This is a genomic window from Streptomyces sp. NBC_00016, assembly GCF_045040885.1.
GTDB lineage: Bacteria > Actinomycetota > Actinomycetes > Streptomycetales > Streptomycetaceae > Streptomyces > Streptomyces coriariae.
Genome location: NZ_CP108304.1, coordinates 5,628,460 through 5,645,545, shown reverse-complemented (window position 1 = coordinate 5,645,545; position 17,086 = coordinate 5,628,460). Strand labels below are relative to the sequence as shown.

Annotated in this window: 12 protein-coding genes; 4 read left to right on the top strand and 8 right to left on the bottom strand. The window is 72.8% G+C overall.

Translation table 11 applies throughout. The features are described 5' to 3' along the window. Positions 1 to 6 precede the first annotated feature (6 nt). The gene (locus tag OG933_RS25095) at positions 7 to 333 is read left to right on the top strand and encodes a GYD domain-containing protein (protein ID WP_362522707.1); all 327 of its coding nucleotides are present in this window, start codon (positions 7 to 9) and stop codon (positions 331 to 333) included. Between the two features lie 464 nt (positions 334 to 797). Here the strand turns inward: OG933_RS25095 and OG933_RS25090 are convergent, their stop codons facing one another. Together OG933_RS25090 and OG933_RS25085 are read right to left on the bottom strand one after the other, a co-directional pair. Then, the gene (locus OG933_RS25090; RefSeq protein ID WP_405629013.1) at positions 798 to 1,829 is read right to left on the bottom strand and encodes an N-acetylmuramoyl-L-alanine amidase; all 1,032 of its coding nucleotides are present in this window, start codon (positions 1,827 to 1,829) and stop codon (positions 798 to 800) included. Between the two features lie 268 nt (positions 1,830 to 2,097). Further along, complete coding sequence (locus OG933_RS25085; RefSeq protein ID WP_405629012.1) at positions 2,098 to 3,882, bottom strand: RNA polymerase sigma factor; 1,785 nt, start codon at positions 3,880 to 3,882, stop codon at positions 2,098 to 2,100. Between the two features lie 355 nt (positions 3,883 to 4,237). On the opposite strand from OG933_RS25085, the gene OG933_RS25080 reads away from it, so the two are divergent. Then, entirely contained in the window at positions 4,238 to 5,947 is a 1,710-nt protein-coding gene (locus OG933_RS25080) for a dolichyl-phosphate-mannose--protein mannosyltransferase (protein WP_405633501.1), read from the top strand. A 118-nt stretch (positions 5,948 to 6,065) separates the two neighbouring features. On the opposite strand, the gene chvE is transcribed toward OG933_RS25080, so the two are convergent. From chvE to OG933_RS25055, 5 genes are all read right to left on the bottom strand, one after another. Further along, a complete protein-coding gene (gene chvE / locus OG933_RS25075) occupies positions 6,066 to 7,163 on the bottom strand; it encodes a multiple monosaccharide ABC transporter substrate-binding protein (RefSeq protein ID WP_405629010.1) in 1,098 nt (365 codons plus the stop codon). Between the two features lie 875 nt (positions 7,164 to 8,038). Beyond that, positions 8,039 to 8,935 carry an RNA polymerase sigma-70 factor gene (locus tag OG933_RS25070; protein ID WP_405629009.1) on the bottom strand — a complete coding sequence of 299 codons (897 nt, stop codon included), beginning with the start codon at positions 8,933 to 8,935 and terminating at the stop codon, positions 8,039 to 8,041. Positions 8,936 to 9,041: 106 nt separating this feature from the next. Continuing rightward, complete coding sequence (locus OG933_RS25065; RefSeq protein WP_405629007.1) at positions 9,042 to 10,241, bottom strand: NAD(P)/FAD-dependent oxidoreductase; 1,200 nt, start codon at positions 10,239 to 10,241, stop codon at positions 9,042 to 9,044. A gap of 194 nt (positions 10,242 to 10,435) precedes the next feature. Beyond that, positions 10,436 to 11,134 carry a response regulator gene (locus tag OG933_RS25060; protein ID WP_405629006.1) on the bottom strand — a complete coding sequence of 233 codons (699 nt, stop codon included), beginning with the start codon at positions 11,132 to 11,134 and terminating at the stop codon, positions 10,436 to 10,438. Further along, positions 11,131 to 12,510 (bottom strand): sensor histidine kinase, encoded by a 1,380-nt coding sequence (locus OG933_RS25055; RefSeq protein WP_405629004.1) that lies wholly within the window; start codon positions 12,508 to 12,510, stop codon positions 11,131 to 11,133. The genes OG933_RS25060 and OG933_RS25055 overlap by 4 nt, the downstream gene beginning before the upstream one ends. A gap of 240 nt (positions 12,511 to 12,750) precedes the next feature. Here OG933_RS25055 and OG933_RS25050 point away from each other — a divergent pair, with 240 nt between their 5' ends. Together OG933_RS25050 and OG933_RS25045 are read left to right on the top strand one after the other, a co-directional pair. Continuing rightward, complete coding sequence (locus OG933_RS25050; protein WP_362522863.1) at positions 12,751 to 13,437, top strand: ABC transporter ATP-binding protein; 687 nt, start codon at positions 12,751 to 12,753, stop codon at positions 13,435 to 13,437. Further along, positions 13,434 to 15,818: an FtsX-like permease family protein gene (locus OG933_RS25045; protein ID WP_405629002.1), complete on the top strand. Its 2,385-nt coding sequence runs from the start codon at positions 13,434 to 13,436 to the stop codon at positions 15,816 to 15,818. The genes OG933_RS25050 and OG933_RS25045 overlap by 4 nt, the downstream gene beginning before the upstream one ends. Before the next feature lie 6 nt (positions 15,819 to 15,824). Here OG933_RS25045 and OG933_RS25040 read toward each other — a convergent pair whose 3' ends face one another. Next, the gene (locus OG933_RS25040; protein ID WP_405629001.1) at positions 15,825 to 16,976 is read right to left on the bottom strand and encodes an acyltransferase family protein; all 1,152 of its coding nucleotides are present in this window, start codon (positions 16,974 to 16,976) and stop codon (positions 15,825 to 15,827) included. Between the last annotated feature and the right edge of the window lie 110 nt (positions 16,977 to 17,086).

Below are 17,086 nucleotides of genomic sequence, written 5' to 3'. Positions count from 1 at the left end.
GACATCATGCCGCTCTATCTATCGAGGTTCAGCTACACGCCGGAGACCTGGGCGCGGCTGATCGACCACCCGGAGGACCGCGCACGGGCCGCTCAGTCGTACATCGAGTCCGTCGGCGGGAAGCTCCACGGTTTCTGGTACGCGTTCGGCACGCACGACGGCTACAACCTCTGGGAGGCTCCGGACAACGTGTCCATGGCCGCGGTCGCGCTGGCGATCAGCGCAGGCGGCGCGCTCAGCTCGTTCGAGACGACGGTTCTCCTGACCGTCGACGAAACGCTGACGGCCCTGCGCACAGCCGAGCAAGTCCGGTACCGGCCTCCTGGCGCGTAGCAGCGGACCGGCTGGGGCGGCGGCCGGGTTCCGGCAACAGCGCTCCGAGAGCCGACGGCGGCGAATGAGGCGTACGACTCGTGCAAGCCCTGGATGCGTTTCGCTTCCCGAGCTGGGATCGTCGCCATGGCCGGCGACGGACGCGCCCCGCCCCGACGTCATGAGGCGTCGGGGCGGGGGCACTTGGGCCGGGTCCTAGCGTCCGGCGGCCGCCGGGTGGGTGGGGATGCGTAACTCCCGTTCGGCCGCTTCGGTGGGGCCGGACGGGGGCTGGGGTTTCCGTGGTCCGGTGGCGGCGGCTGGGCCGGGTGTGGCGGGCTGTGCCGCAGCACCGGGATCCTCCGGGCCTGCCGGGGCCTGTACGACGGCGGGCTCTTCGTCAGGGGTCCGCGCCGGCAGGGCGGGTCCGCTGGGGGCGGTGATCCTCATGTGGTCCTCTCGGTCGCCCGGGTGGAGCGGGTGGGTCAGGCGGCCCAGTAGGGGCCGGTCGCGGTGCGGTGCAGGAGCGTGAGGGGGCTGGCGTCGGCGGTCCGCACGCGGAGCTGGAACCGCAGGTGCTTGCCGGCCGGGACGGTGCCGGACAGGGCGAACTGGTGGCCACCGCCGCCGTAGCGGGTGACGGTCTGGAACGCGGACGGGTGCTTGCCCGAGGTGTCCGTCAGGTAGAAGCGGCCCTCGACGAGCGCGTCGTCCGGGGTCTTCTCCTCGAGTGAGACGTGCACCAGGGTGTTGTGCAGGCGCGGCCCGGAGTGGACGACCGGGTCCGCGAACGCCAGGCCGACCCACTCGCCGGAGGGCAGCTCCACATCGGTGACGTTCGATTCGTTCAGCATCGAGGGGTTGGGCACGGTGTCCTCCTGGCTCGGGTCGGTCGGGGTGGGGATCGGTGTGTCGGTGTCGGGGGCCTTGCGCAGCCGGTTCGCGACCCTGGCGCGGAAGTCGGCCATGGTGAAGCCGCGCGGGTCCGTCTTCGTGTTCGTCCACTCCTTGTGGCCGATCACGGAGGCGGCCGACCAGCCGTGCGCCCGGCACAGCGCGGCCGAGGCGCGGACCATGGCTTCCAGCTGGACCGCCGGCCAGGGGTCCTTGCCGTCGCCGAGGTTGACGCACTCGAAGCCGTAGAAGTGGACGTTGCCGTCGGTGTCGTTCTCGTTCGGCGCGGGTAGCCCCTTCTCGGCGATGACCGCCTTCAGGACGTCGCCGTCGCCCCTGCCGGCGTGGTTGGCGCGGCCCCAGCCGACGAGGTGCACGACGCCCCGTTTGTCGATGACGCCGTGGCACAGCGGTCCGGGGAGACCGGCGTATCCGTCGCGGCATATCGCCACGGAGGCGGCCGTCCCGGAGGTCACGGTGTGGTGGACGACCACCCCCGCGACCGGGCCCCACGCGCCGTGTCCCGCGCGGTTGTGGGTGCGCCAGCCGCCGACCTCGACGACGGTGACGCCCTCGGCTCTGAGGGCGGCGAGAACCCTGGCTGCGGTCAGGGGAGTTGCCATGGTGGTTCCTTTCAGAGAAGCCGTGCCTATCCGGTTGCCCCGTCAATCGCTTCGCCACCGTCGAACCTGCCGCCGCCGCGACGGAGTCCGCCGTTCGCGGCAGGGCAATTCATCCCGCTCCCGGCCCAGCCTGCGCACAGGGGAAAGGGGCGGCGTATCCGTCGACATCGGTCCATGACGTCACATCAGGTGGTCACTGCCGCGGTTCTGTTTCCGGTTACGGTTCCGGTCCCGCGAACAGGTGTGGTGTCCCTGGGTGTGGGCGCGCCTAGGGCAGGATCGGCCGCGGCAGGAGCAAGGGGCTTTCGGTGGCCTGATCGGTCGCGGGGACGTCCAGGTTCCGCCCGGTCGTGTACCTGCTGTCCGGGAGGCGTTGGAGGTAGCCCTGGCGGATCAGCATCGACAGGGCCGCTGCCTCGGCCGTGCCGAATGTCGTCAGGGAGCGGGCGATCTGTGCCCGTGACAGCACCCCGTGCGGTGCGTGCGTGACGACCTCCAGGATCTTCAGGGCTTCCCGGGTCGCGTGAGGTGTCCGCGTGTCCAGGTTGCCCACACGCTCGGTGGGCTGCCGGTGGTGCATGGTGGCGGCGCGTGCGGTCAGCGCTGCGCCCGCGCCCACCGAGCCTCGCCGGTTGAGCATGAGGTCCATTCCCGTGAACTCGGTGAGGACCGCGGCGGTCCGCTCCGGCGCCCACGGCACGTCGTCGGGATGTGCCGCGCTCCCGCCGCCGGGCCGCCTCCGCGTGCGTCCGTGCCTGCTCAGTCCGAGGTCCTCGACGGTCACGACACGGCCGAGTCGTTCGGTGAACAGGGCGGCCAGCACCCGGGGGACGGGGTCGCGCGGGATCTCTCCCGCTTCGATCCAACGCCGCACCCGGGAGGTGTCGGTCGCCGGTTCCGGGTGTCCCATGGCGGCCGCCCGCCTGTTCACCAGTCCGGCGAGCTCGCCCTTGGACCAGCCGGCCAGGCGGAACAGGTCGTGCAGGCGGGTGTTGGGGGTGAGGTGTTGTCGGCGGGGATGCTCGTCGGACAGCTCCAGGCGAACGACGCGGCCCAGCTTTCGCTCCAGGTGGAGGGAGACCTGTTCCATGCCCTTCGAGACGGTGTCGGGGTCGGATGCGCCCTGGGCCGTGAAGACGATGACGTCGCTGGTGATGGCGCGCGCGACGAAGGGCGTGCCGAGCCGGCTCGTGGCGCTCAGCCACGCCCGCCTCGTCCTCCGGATGCTCAGCCACCTGCCGGGAAACGTGCCGGACCTGCCGCTGTGCGTGCGGCGTCGCCGGGCCCACCAGAGGAGTCCGCACCCGGCCAGGAGCGCCAGGAGCGACAGGAGCGACAGGAGCGACAGGATGGCGAACTCCGGCCGACGCTCGTAAAGCGCCGCCAGTACGGCTCGCCCCTCGTGCCACCACCGAGAGGGCGATGTGTCCGCCCCCTCGCCGGGTTTCCTGGCCGGTTCGGTGTGTTGCAGCGGGCCGTCGGCGAGACGACCCGCGACACCCACGAGGGCGGCAACCGCGGCGACCGCGGCGGCGACCAGGCTCGCACGGAGCAGAACCATGCCGCGGGAGACGTGCGTGGCGACCGTGCCCGGGGCCCTGTCCATGAGGGCCGCGGCCTCGCCCTGGGTGCAGTCCAGCGCCTTCGTCGCCCATACCGCGGTGCGCTGCTGGAGCGGCAGATCGGCCAGCGCCCGCTCGACGGCGCACCGGTTGGCCACCAGTGCGGCGAAGTCCGGCGCGTGCACCGGGTCGAAACGCAGCGGATCGGCCGCGCGACGGGCCTCCAGGCGGCTCCGATCGGCCTGTTGCCGGGCCCGGTTGGCCACCTCGGTGCGGATCACCGCACGCAGGTAGCTGATCGGGTGCTGGATGGACGCCGGGTCGCGCAGGGCCTTGGTGAAGGCGTTCTGCACGATGTCCTCGGCCGAGACGACCGAGTCCGGCACGCCGCGGGCGAGGAGCGCCTGCCGAGCGGTCGCCGTCAGGCCGGCCCGGGACGTCGTGTACAGGTCGCCCAGCGCCTCGGCGGTCACCGCCTCCCGCTCAGCCATTGTCTTCCTCTCTCCTCGGGTGCCTGTCGCGTCCGGCCGAGGACCGGTTGCGTTGTGCCACGCTGTCGAGCCAGTTCTTGATCGCAGGGGCCAGAGCAGGGGCCAGCGGGGCGACCACGGACAAGAGTGCGGCGGCGAGCTCCACCGTCCAACCTCCCTCGTTGTGTCGGCCTTTGGCGCTCAGGGGGAGCGGCGGCCGTTCACAGAAGAGAGGTCTGGGCGGGCCGTTCTCATGACATGCCGTCGACATGCCGTCCAGGTTTTACGGCCGGCGCCGGACCGGACGGGGGAATGCGGGATCGCGCGGTCGTTCGCGCAGGTCGGCGTCTAGGGTCGTCCGGTGACGAGTAGCAGTGTGCGGAGCTCCCCCGTCCTCGACGGCGGCCGGCCGACGAAGGTGTCCGACGACTGGCAGGGCCGGCTGCGTCGGTTCGGATACGCCGGGCGCCCCCTGACCGGCGTCCGGGAACGTCTGGTTCCGCCCTTTCCGGGGCCGTCGACCCGCTGGGGGGAGCTCATACGCCTCGGCCCGTCCGGGGCGTACCGCGCCGCGAAGGTGATGGACTGGCTGGGGCCGGTGCTCGTCGCCTTGCTGGCCGGAGTGATCCGGTTCCGGCGTCTCGGGCAGCCGCGGGGCCTCGTCTTCGACGAGACCTACTACGCCAAGGACGCCTGGGCACTGCTGCGGCTCGGCTACGAGGGCACCTGGCCGGACCGCAAGGTCACCGACCCGCAGATCCTCGCCGACCCTTCGGTGATCCCGCTCTCCGACACCGGGGCGTTCGTCGCGCATCCGCCGACGGGCAAGTGGGTGATCGCCCTCGGTGAGTGGATGTTCGGCCTCACCCCGTTCGGCTGGCGCTTCATGACCGCGGTCCTGGGCACGCTGTCGGTGCTGATGCTGTGCCGGATCGGGCGCCGGCTGTTCCGGTCGACGGCGCTGGGCTGTCTGGCCGGCACGCTGATGGCGCTCGACGGTCTGCATGTGGTGATGAGCCGGTCCGCGCTGCTGGACCTCGTCGTCATGTTCTTCGTGCTGGCGGCGTTCGGCTGTCTGCTGCTGGACCGGGACCACGCGCGGGCCCGGCTCGCGGCGGCCCTCCCGGTGGACGGGGACGGCCACGCGCGCCCCGACCGGGTCACCGGCGACCGTGCCGGGACGGGACCGCGCCCGTGGCGGCTCGCGGCCGGCGTCCTCCTGGGGCTGGCGGCCTCGACCAAGTGGAACGGCCTGTACTTCCTCGCCTTCTTCGTGGTCCTCACCCTGCTGTGGGACGTCGGCTCGCGCCGCGTGGCCGGGGCGGGGCGTCCGTACCGGGCGGTGCTGCGCAAGGATCTCGGCTGGTCCCTGCTGTCCGTCGTGCCGGTCGCCGTCGTGACCTACCTGGTGACGTGGGCCGGCTGGTTCCGGTCCGACGGCGGTTACGGGCGGCACTGGGCGGACGGCCGGGGCGGCACCTGGTCGTGGATACCGGCCCCGCTCCGCAGCCTGTGGCACTACGAGTACGGCGTCTATCAGTTCAATGTGGGGCTGCACACCTGGCACCGGTACGAGTCGAACCCCTGGAGCTGGCTGGTCCTGGGCCGCCCGGTGCTGTTCGACTACCGGTCGCCGAAGGCGGGGCGGGACGGGTGTCACGCCACGGCCGACTGCGCGCAGGCGGTCCTCGCGCTCGGCACGCCGCTGCTGTGGTGGTCGGCGTGCTGCGCGCTCGTGTATCTGCTCTACCGGTGGGCGCTGCGCCGCGACTGGCGCGCGGGAGCCGTGCTGTGCGCGGTGGCGGCCGGCTATCTGCCCTGGTTCCTGTACCAGGACCGTACGGTCTTCTCCTTCTACGCGGTCGCCTTCGTGCCGTACCTGTGTCTGGCCGTGGCGATGACGCTGGGCGCGCTCCTGGGCCCGCCGGGCGCGGACGCCAGACGCCGGATGCCGGGCGCGGTCGTCGCGGGCGGGCTCGTGCTGCTCATCGCCTGGAACTTCATCTATTTCTGGCCCGTGTACACGGGCCAGGCGATCCCGGTCGGCGACTGGCGGTCACGGATGTGGCTGGACACGTGGATCTAGCCGGGCGGACGCACCCCGATGACCACCATGGCCGACGACGACCACGCCGGCCGCGGCGAACTGCGGTCGGCGTGGTCGTCGTCGGTCGTGGCCCGGCAGCGAGGGATCCGGGCCGTGGCTACTTGAGTTCGGCGTCGGTGTAGTAGCCGCCCGCGACCAGGACGTACTCGTAGTTGCTCTTGTCGACGGTCGTCGGCTGCAGCAGGTAGGCGGGCACGGCCTTGACTCCGTTGTCGTAGGCCCTTCTGTTGTTCACCTTCGGCGTCTTGTCGTTGAGTATGTCGTCGGCCATCTCGGCGGCGACACCGGCGAGTTGACGGAGGTCCTTGTAGACGGTCTGCGACTGCTCACCCGCGATGATCGACTTCACCGAGGCGAGTTCGGCGTCCTGCCCGGTGACGATCGGCAGGGGTTTGCTGCCGGAGCCGTAGCCGTCCGCCTTGAGCGCGTTCAGGACGCCGATGGAGATGCCGTCGTACGGCGACAGGACGGCGTCGACCTTCTTGCTCCCGTACGCGTCGGCGAGGATGCCGTCCAGGCGCTTCTGCGCGGTGGGCCCGTCCCAGCGCAGGGTGGTGACCTCCTTGAGCGCGGTCTGGCCGGACCGGACCACCAACTGCTTGGTGTCCAGGTACGGCTGGAGGAGGTGCATCGCGCCGTCGAAGAAGAACTTGGTGTTGTTGTCGTCGGGGGAGCCGGCGAACAGCTCGATGTTGAACGGGCCCGCGCCGTCCTCCAGGCCGAGTTTGTCGATGATGTAGCGGGCCTGGAACCGGCCGACCTGCTCGTTGTCGAAGGACACGTAGTAGTCGACGTTCTCGGTGCCGAGGATGAGCCGGTCGTAGGAGATCACCGGGATGTCCGCGTCGGCGGCCTTCTGGAGCACGCCGTTCAGCGACTTGTTGTCGATGGCCGCGATGATCAGCGCGTCGACGCCCTGCTTGATCAGGCCTTCGATCTGTGCGACCTGCGTCTTCGGGTCGTCCTCGCCGTACACCAGCTTGGTCTGGTAGCCGTCGGCCTTCAGGTCGTCGACGACGCTCTTGCCGTCGGTGAGCCAGCGCTCGGAGGCCTGGGTCGGCATGGCGATGCCGATGGTGCCGCCCTCGGAGTCGCCCTCGGAGCTGCCCCCGATGCTGCTGCCGCAGGCGGACAGCGTGAGGGCGAGAGAGACGGCTCCGGCGGTGGCGGCGAGGGCGGCTCTTCGGTTGCGCATGGTGATCGTTCCTCGTTCTTCTCGTCGTTGAGAGGATGGGGGGTGCGTGGGGGGTGCCAGAAGGCTGTGGGGAACCGGTGGAGCGGGCCGGGCGGCCGGCCAGCCCGGGGGGTGGGCGATCCGGGGTGGGACACGCCGTGTCCGCTTCCGCGCGGGCTCGGTGCGGGGTCGGGTGTCGACCCCTCAGGGGGGTGCCGTGCGGGTGGGTTCGGGGGGCTCCGTACCGACCGGGCGTGCGGTGGAGCGGTGGGCCCCGCGGCGCGGATCCGCGTGGCGATCTTCTGGATCGGCGTGCGGCCGCGAGGCCGTCAGGGGCCAGGCGCACCTGTTCATGGACGGTGAACAGGCGGAGGGTCACGCTGAACCGACCGACGATCGGATCGCCCGGCGCGTCGCTCGGGCCGGCGCTCGGGCGCCTCGGTGTCCGGTGGATCGTCGATCAGTGCGGCGCTGCGGCCCTGTAAGCAGGCCTCGCCGACTCCCGCGATCGTGTCCCCGGGGCGCACCTGTACATACGCCGGGCGGCGCCGGGGCGCGCCTGCCACGTATGTGCTGATTTCGGTGGCGCGCAGGGCACTTGCCTTTCAGGCGTTCGAAATATCGTCACGTGGTCGGAATGGTGGCGTGACAATAAAAGGGGGTGTGCGGGGTGTCAACGCTACGAACAGAAACGGTTCCGGAAAGTGGTGGAGATCGCTTTCTGTCCGCGGCGGCGCCTTCGTCGTGACGCCGGAAAAACCCGACGGGCTTCCGCATGTGGCCTGGTCAACGCCTTGGCCCGACCGGGCCACGGCATGCCGGGGAGCACGACGGCCCTTGCTGTGAATACGCCATGAATAACGGCCCGGAGCCGACGGAATCCGCCCCCGTGGTGTTCAGTGCAGCGTGAGGGGGGTCTCGGAGGCGACCCGGGTCAGCTTCTCGGGGTTGCGGACGTAGTAGATGCCGGTGATGCGGGCGTCCTCGACGCGGACCGCCATGACGCCGTCGTTCTCGCCGTCGAGCCGGACGAGGAGTGCCGGGTGGCCGTTGACCAGGGCGAGTTCGCCGGTGAGGGTGGCATCGATCCTGCCGGCGCCGCCGATGACGAAGCGGGCCACCTTGTCGGCGCCGACGACGGGCCGTCGCGCGGCCTGTTTGACGCCGCCGCCGTCGCTCAGCAGGACCACCTCGGGCGCGAGCACGTCGAGCAGGCCCTGGAGGTCCCCGGTGTCGAGCGCGCGCCGGAACGACTCCAGCACCGCCCGGGTCTCGCGCGGGGAGACCACCTCGCGCGGACGGCGGGCGTCGACGTGCTTACGGGCGCGGTGCGCGATCTGGCGAACGGCCGCGGGGCTCTTGTCGACCGCGGCCGCGATCTCCTCGTAACCCACGTCGAAGGCCTCGCGCAGCACGAAGACGGCGCGCTCCGTCGGCGACAGGGTTTCGAGGACGAGCATCAGCGCCATCGACACACTCTCGGCGAGCTCGGCGTCCTGGGCCACGTCCGAGGCGGTGAGCAGTGGCTCGGGCAGCCAGGGGCCGATGTACGCCTCCTTGCGGCGCGTCATGGTGCGCAGCCGGTTGAGCGCCTGGCGGGTCGTGATCCGGACCAGGTAGGCGCGCCGGTCGCGCACCTGCGCCAGGTCGACGTCGATCCAGCGCAGCCAGGTCTCCTGGAGGACGTCCTCGGCGTCCGCCGCCGATCCGAGCATCTCGTACGCGACCGTGAAGAGGAGGTTGCGATGGGCGACGAACGTGTCGGTCGCCGGATCAGCGGTGTCGTCGCCCATGTCTCGTCCCTTTCCTCTTCCTCGCGGCCGGCCCTGGCCGCCGACGGTCTTCAGGCGTGCGTGCACACCGAGTTCCATTCTTCCCCGTGCGGACGCGCCCGTGTCGCTAGGCCGCCCGGCCGGCGGTGTCGGAGGCTTCGTCCTGCTTCGCCCGGAGCAGTTCCGCGCGCTTGCCGTCCTTGCTCCACCAGGTGCGCACGCCGGGCTTGCGCGCCTCGTACGCCAGTTGCCAGACGGTGCTCCTGCACACGATCTCCTTGACCCTCCCGCCCAGACGGCCCCCGAGGTACACGCTGACCGCCGTGTCGTTCCTGCGGGAGAACTGGAAGACGCCGGAGCGCCGTCCGAGGCTCAGGCACTGGCCCGCGAACCCCACGCCGATGGGCGCGGGCTGCTCGCCGGCGAGGCGGCTGAGCACCGTCTCGGCGGCCTGCGGGCCGAGTTGGACCGCGGACTGGCAGCCCTGCCGGAACGGCAGGTCCGACGGCGCCGCGGAGTCCCCGGCCGCGACGATGCGCGGGTCGTCCACGCTGGTCAGGGTCTCGTCGGTGCGCAGACGGCCCAGGGCGTCGGTGCTCAGTCCGCTGCGCGCGGCCAGGTCCGGCACGCCGAACCCGGCGGTCCAGACGGTCACCTCGCTCGGCAGCTCGCGGCCGTCGGCGAGCCGCACGGTCTCGCGGGTCACCTCCGTCACCCGGCTGTCGGGGCCGTCGAGCACGGTCACGCCGAGCTCGGCCAGTCGCCCGGCGACCGCGCGACGACCCCGAGGGTGCAGATAGGGGCCGAGCACGCCGCCGCAGAGCAGGGTCACGGTGCGGCCCTCCTCCGCCAGTTCGGCGGCGGTCTCGATGCCGGCCGGGCCGGCGCCGACGACCGACACCGCGGCCGAGGCGGGCGCGGCGGCGATGACCGGCCGCAGCCGCTCGGCCTCCTCCAGGCAGGCGAGCGGGTGGGCGTGCTCCGCCGCGCCGGGCACCCGCGGGTCGGCGCTGCCGCTGCCCACCGCGTAGATCAGGTAGTCGTAGTCGACCGTGCCGCCCGAGGCCAGCTCCACCTGGCGCCCGGCCGCGTCGATCCGGGTCACGGTGTCGACCGTCAGCCGGACGCGGTCGGCCAGGATCTTCGCGTAGTCGACGACCGCGTCGTCCGACCCGCCCACCAGTTGGTGCAGCCTGATCCGCTCGACGAAGGTGCGGCGGGGGTTGATCAGCGTCACGGTCACGTCGTCGCGCTGCGTCAGGCGGTTGGCTGCCATGACGCCGGCGTATCCGCCGCCGATCACGACAACATCGGTGTTCTCGGCCATGTCGTCTCCTCCATGTTCGGTGGTTCGGCCTCAAGACACCGCCTCGCCGATCCCTGTGACAGCGTGTGAGGCAGATCACTCCGCTGGGCCCGGGGAGGACCCTCGGAGGACCGGAAGAAGATCCGGGGGAGACCCGGGGAAGGCCGGGGGAAGGCCCGGGGAACGCCCGGGGAAGGCCCGGAGGGGGTCCAGAGCTAGAGGTCGCCCGCCTGGGGTCCCGCTCCCGGGGCGATCAGGCCGGTCTCGTAGGCCACGACGACGGCCTGCGCGCGGTCCCGCAGCCGGAGCTTGGCGAGGATCCGGGCCACGTGGGTCTTCACGGTGGCCTCGCTCAGCCGGAAGCGCGCGGCGAGTTCGGCGTTGCTCAGGCCGGTGCCGAGCGAGCGGAGGACCTCGAGTTCCCGAGGGGTGAGCACCGTCAGGTCGCGGTGCAGAGCGACGGAAGCCGCTGTCTCACGGGCGACGAAGCGTTCGACCAGGCGCCGGGTGATGGCCGGCGCGAGCAGCGCGTCACCGGTGCGGGCGAGACGGACGGCGGCGACCAGGTGCTCGGGGGTGACGTCCTTGAGGAGGAAGCCGCTCGCCCCGGCGGCGAGGGCGGCGTACACGTAACGGTCGAGGTCGAAGGTGGTCAGCATGATGACGCGGGGCCGCTCGGGGGATCCGGCGCCGGAGAGGATCCGCCGGGTGGCCTCCAGGCCGTCGGTCCCGGGCATCCGGATGTCCATGAGGACCAGGTCGGGCCGGGTGCGGCGGACCGCGTCGACGGCCTCGTCCCCGTCGCGGGCCTCGGCGACGACGTCGATGCCGTCCGCCGCCAGGATCATGCCGAAGCCGGTGCGGACCAGCGCCTGATCGTCGGCGATCACCACGCGCGGCGGCTGTTCGGTCACGCGATCTCCTCCGCGGGTATGACGGCGCGGACCTCGAAGCCGCCCGTGGGGCGTTCGCCCGCGTGGAGGGTGCCGCCGTAGACGGCGAGGCGTTCGCGCAGGCCGATCAGTCCGCGGCCGCCGCCGAGGCCGTCCGGTGCCGCGGACGTGCCGCCGGTGTCGGACACCTCGATGCGCACCGCGCGGGGGACGTGCTCGATGACGATCCGCACCCGGCTGCCGACCGCATGCCGGACCGTGTTGGTCAGCGCCTCCTGCACCACGCGGTACGCGGCCAGGTCGGCGCCGGCGGCGAGCGGGGCCGGGGTGCCGGTGACGGTCAGCTCGACGGGCACGCCGGTCTCGCGGACCCGGTCGGTGAGGGCGGGCACCTGGGCGAGGCCCGGCTGCGGCGCCAGATCGGCCCCGGCGGCCGGACCGGAGGCGCCCCCGGCCCCCGCCGCGTGCCCCGCCGCGTCGCCCTCGGCACCGGCCATGGTGAGCAGGCCCATGACGTGCCGCAGTTCGGCCATCGCCGTACGACCGCCGGCCTCGACGGCCAGCAGCGCCTGGCGGGCCCGGTCGGGCGCGGTGTCCATCACCTTGCGGGCCGCGCCCGCCTGGATCACCATCACGCTCACATTGTGGGTGACGACATCGTGCAGTTCCCGCGCGATCCGGGAACGCTCGCGGTCGACGGCGAGCCGCATGGCGGCCTCGTGCTCCCCCTCCAGAGCGGTCAGCCGCTGCTTCCAGATGTGGATCGCGTTGGCTCCCAGTCCCACCCCGAGCAGCGCGAGGAACGGCACGAGACCGGGAGCGAACGACGGGAAGGTCTCGTCGCGCAGTACGGCGAGCAGGGCGGCGGCCACCAGGCCGACGAGCGCACGCGCCCGGTACGGGCTGTACACGGCCGCGCTGTAGGCGGCGACCACACAGGACATGAACGTGTACAGGGTCGGGTCACCGCCGCGCAGATGCTGGTTGAACAGCAGGCTCGCGACGACCACCGCCCCGAACGCGGACAGCGGGAACCGGCGGCGCACCACCAGGGGCAACGCGGTCAGGGCGGCCAGCACCAGCTGCCAGGGCTCGACGGCGCCGGCGAACTGCGCCACGCCCACCCCCACGTCCGGGAACGGGCCGAACGGCGGGACGCCGGGCTCGGGCACCCGTGGCGGCACCGGCACGAGCATCGGCGGAACCGGCCCGTCGCCGTCGCCCTGCCGGTAGGCGGCGCCCACCGTGCAGGCGGCGAGGACGAAGGCGAGGATCGCGTCGGCCGTCCACATCCACCGGGACGGGCGGGGCAGCGGACTCCGGCGCAGCAGAGCCGCGGCCCCCGTCCGCCACCGCTCCACGATCTCCGCCCGCACAGCCCCGCCCGCCCCGCCCATGCGCCCAGTGTGGCAACCCGCGTGCCCTCCCACATCCGTCCCGCTGCGGACGGCGGCGCGGGCGGCCTACATCCGCCGCGTACATCGCAGGGATGACATGCCCGGCGGGTCATCCCGGGGCGGCAGCCGGTCTCGCCACAGCAGGCGACGACTCCGACCGGGGTCCGCCCCTAGCTTCGGACCGAACCGTCGACCGCCGACCCTGGAGGCACCGTGGCAGCGACCGCGCCCGTCATCGACATGCGGGCTGTGAGCAGGACGTACGGGGAAGGGCCGCCGGCCCTCGCCGACGTGACGCTGAGCGTGGCCGCCGGAGAGGCGCTCGCCGTCCTCGGGCCGTCCGGCAGCGGCAAGTCCACGCTGCTCAACCTGATCGCGGGACTCGACCGGCCGAGCACGGGCAGTGTCACGGTGGACGGGGTGCGGGTGGACGAGCTGAGCGAGGCCGGGTCGGCGCGGTACCGGCGTGCGAAGGTCGGGACGGTCTTCCAGTTCTTCAACCTGCTGGACGATCTGACGGTCACCGACAACGTGCTGCTGCCCGCCCAGTTGGCGGGGATGCCCCGGGCCGAGGCCCGCGCGCGGGCCGCCGGTCTGCTGGCGGACCTGCGCATCGACCGGCACGCGGACGCCTACCCCGGCAGGTTGTCCGGCGGGGAGCGGCAGCGCGTCGCGGTCGCCCGGGCCCTGATGAACCGTCCGGCCCTGCTGCTGGCCGACGAGCCCACCGGCGCGCTGGACACCGCCTCCGGCGCGGACGTGCGGGAACTGCTCGCCGAACTCAACGCGTCGGGGCAGACGATCGTCCTGGTCACCCACGATCTGAGCCTCGCGGCATCCTGCGCGACCCGGACCGTCGAGCTGGTCGACGGCCGTGTCGTCCGGGACACCAGGAGCGCCAAGGGCGCGGCGGCGGTGTCCCGATGAGCGCCCTCGGCCGGGTGGTGCGCGCCGGGGTCGGGCGGCGGCGGGTGCAGACCGCCGTGATGATCATGACGACGCTCATGGCCGTCACCGCGTCGTTCCTTGCCGCCGGGCTGCTCGTCGCGTCCCAGGCGCCTTTCGACCACGCCTTCGCCCAGCAGCGCGGCGCCCACCTGACCGCGCGGTTCGACGGCGCGAAGGCGACGGCGGCGGAACTCACGGCGACCGCCCACGCGAAGGGCGTGACCGCCGCGGCCGGGCCCTTCCGGACCGTCGCGGTACGCGCGCGTACCGCCTCGTCCTCGGACATCCTCCCGGAAGGGGTCGATCTGCCGCCGGTGACCGTCGCCGGCCGGGCGGACGCCGGGGGCGGTGTCGACCGGGTCGACCTCGTCTCCGGCACCTGGCTCACCGGGCCCGGCCAGATCGTGGTGGCCAAGGACATGCTGCCCGTCGAACCGGGCGCGCGGCTGACGTTCCCCGACGCGCCGGGCAGCCCCACGCTGACCGTGGTCGGCGTCGCCCGGTCGGTGACCGGCACCGCGGACGCCTGGGTGACCCCCGCGCGGGCCGCGTCGCTGGCCGCGCCGGGCGGCACCCCCGAGTACGAGATGCTCTACCGCCTCGCTGCCGCGGGGACGGACGCCCAGGTGGCCGCCGGCCGGGCCGCGATCACCGCGGCGGTGCCGAAGGGCGCGCTGACCGGGTCGCAGTCCTATCTGACGGTCAAGCAGGAGGAGACCGCCAACGCGAAGGCGTTCGTGCCGTTCCTGGCCGCCTTCGGTGTCCTCGGGCTGCTCCTGTCGGTCCTGGTCATCGGCATCGTCGTGAGCGGCGCGGTGGGTGCCGCGACCCGGCGCATCGGCATCCTCAAGTCCCTCGGCTTCACCCCCGCGCAGGTCGTACGGGCCTACGTCGGGCAGGCGCTGGTCCCCGCGGCCGTCGGCTGCGCCCTGGGGCTGGTGGTGGGCCATCTGCTGGCCGTCCCGGTGCTCGCCGAGGTCGGCGAGGCCTTCGACGGTCCGGCGGCGTCGATCCCGCTGTGGATCGACGTCGCCGTGCCCGCCACGGCCCTCGCCCTGGTCGCCTGCGCCGCTCTGGTGCCCGCGCTGCGCGCCGGACGGCTGCGCACCGTGTCGGCGATCACCACCGGACGTACGCCCGGCACCGGCCGGGGGCGCCTGGCGCGGCGGCTCACCGGGCGGCTGGCGGTGCCACGGGCGGTCAGTCTCGGGCTGGCGGGCCCCTTCGCCCGGCCGGCGCGTTCGGCGACGATGGCCGCCGCGGTGGTCTTCGGCGCCGCCGCCGTCACCTTCGGGGTGGGGCTCGCCCTCACGCTCGGGGCCGTCCAGTCGGGCCGCATGCTGAACTCGGCCGGGTCGGTCGTCGTCGGCACGGGCGGCGGGCAGGCGCCGCCCGGCGCGCAGGCGGTCCACGTGGGCGGCGGGCCCGAAGAGCCGAAGGCCGACCCGGCCGAGATCGCCGCCGCGCTCCGCGCACAGCAGGGGACCGGCCGCTTCTACGGCACGACCCAGGCGGAGGTGAGCGCGTCCGGCATCACCGGCGCCACCACCGTGGTGGCGTACCAGGGCGACGCGTCCTGGGCCGGCCCCCCGATGGTCTCGGGCGACTGGCTGGACGGGCCGGGCCAGGCCGTGGTCACCACCCGGTTCCTGAAGGCCGCCGGAATCCGGGTCGGCGACACGGTGACGCTGACGGAGCAGGGACGGCACGTCACGGTACGGATCGTCGGCGAGGCGTTCTTCACCGAGGGCGAGGGCATGGAACTGCTGACCCCGACCTCGACCCTCACCGCGCTCGGGCTCGACGCGACGCCGGGGCAGTACAACGTGGAGACGGAACCGGGCACGGATCTGACGCGCTATCTGACCGCGCTCAACGACAGGCTCGACCCGCTCGGCGCCGTCGCCCTGGCGAACACCGACGACGAATCCAGCGTGATCGTCGCCATGGACGCGCTGATCGGGACCCTCACCCTGATGCTGGTCGTGGTCGCGGGCCTGGGCGTGCTCAACACGGTCGTCCTCGACACCCGCGACCGGGTGCACGACCTCGGTGTCCTCAAGGCCCTGGGCATGGCCCCCCGGCAGACCGTGACCATGGTCGTCACCTCGGTCGCCGGGATCGGTCTGGTGGCCGGAGCGGTGGCCGTCCCGGTCGGCGTGGCCCTGCACCACTACGTCACACCGCTCATGGGCGACGCCGTCGGCATGACGCTGCCGCCGTCGCACGTCGCCGTCTACGACGCGCCCGAGCTGGCCCTGCTCGCCCTGGGCGGGCTGGTCATCGCGGTGGCGGGCGCCCTGCTCCCGGCCGGCTGGGCCGCCAGGACGAGGACGGCCACCGCCCTGCGCACCGAGTGACCGTGCCTACGCCGTCGCGCGCCCGCCCTCGCCGCCCCGCCTGAACGCCCACTCCGCCCTCGGCTCCACCACGCACCGGAAGACCCGCCGGACGGGGGACGTGCACAGCAGGGTCACGGTCAGGGCGGCGACGAGGGTGACGGCGAGGGCGCCGAGCGGCTGGTGGATCCAGGGGTGGTCGTACCAGTGGGCGGGGCCGGCGGCCTGCTTGACGAAGCCGTGCAGGAGATAGCCGTAGAGCGTGGCCGCGCCGAGGGCGGTGAACCAGGTGTGGCGTCCCGGCACCCAGGCCAGGAAGCAGGCCACCAGGACGAGGGAGCAGCCGAAGGTGGCCAGGGTCATCACCGGGCCGTACCAGGCGGGCGCCCCGAGCTGTACGGCGCTGTCGTTGTGGAAGAACCAGGGGTAGACACCGCGCGGGGCCGCCCAGTACGCCACGGCCAGGGCGGCCGCGAAGGCCGGCACCGCGGCGACGCGTACCGCGCGGCGGCGCACCAGCCGGAAGTGCTCCGGCTTCAGCAGCAGGCCCAGGACGAAGTAGGGCAGGAACTGGAGGACCCGCTGGAGGTCGAGGTCCTTGCCGATGGCGGGCGAAAGGGTCGCGAGCATCGCGACGGCCAGCGCGAGCGGCAGCGGCCGGCGTACGAGGCGCCAGACCGGCGCGGTCAGCCGCCAGATGAACAGGGCGGCCAGGAACCAGGTCAGGTAGAGGGGGTCCAGCAGGCTGATGTCGCGGTCCGGGGCGTCGTCGGTCCACCTCGTGACGAGGGTGTACGCCACCTCGAAAACCACGTACGGCACGGCCACGCCGGTGATCAGGCGCTTGACGCGCCGCGGACTGCCGTCGAAGCCGCGGGAGAAGTGGCCGGAGATGACGATGAACGCCGGCATGTGGAAGGCGTACACGAGCGTGTAGAACGCGGTGACCGTGCGGCTGCCCTCGCGCAGGGGTTCCCAGGCGTGGCCCACGGCGACCAGCAGGATCGCCAGGTACTTGGCGTTGTCGAAGAAGGCGTCCCGCTTCTTCGCGGGCGCGGCCCGTGTCGGCTCCGCGGGTTTCGGCTCCGTGGGGGTCGGCTCCGCGGGTGTCGGCTCCGCCGGTGTCGGCTCGGTGCCGTTCGAGGGCAGTGTGGCCTGCCCGATGCCCTCCTGGCGCAACCCGGACAGACCAGAACACCTCTCACACGACCGTGCTCCCCGCCCAGGACCCGCCGGGGGCGGAAGCTCCGACACCATTACCCGGGCCCTGCTTACCGGCTTTCGGCCGG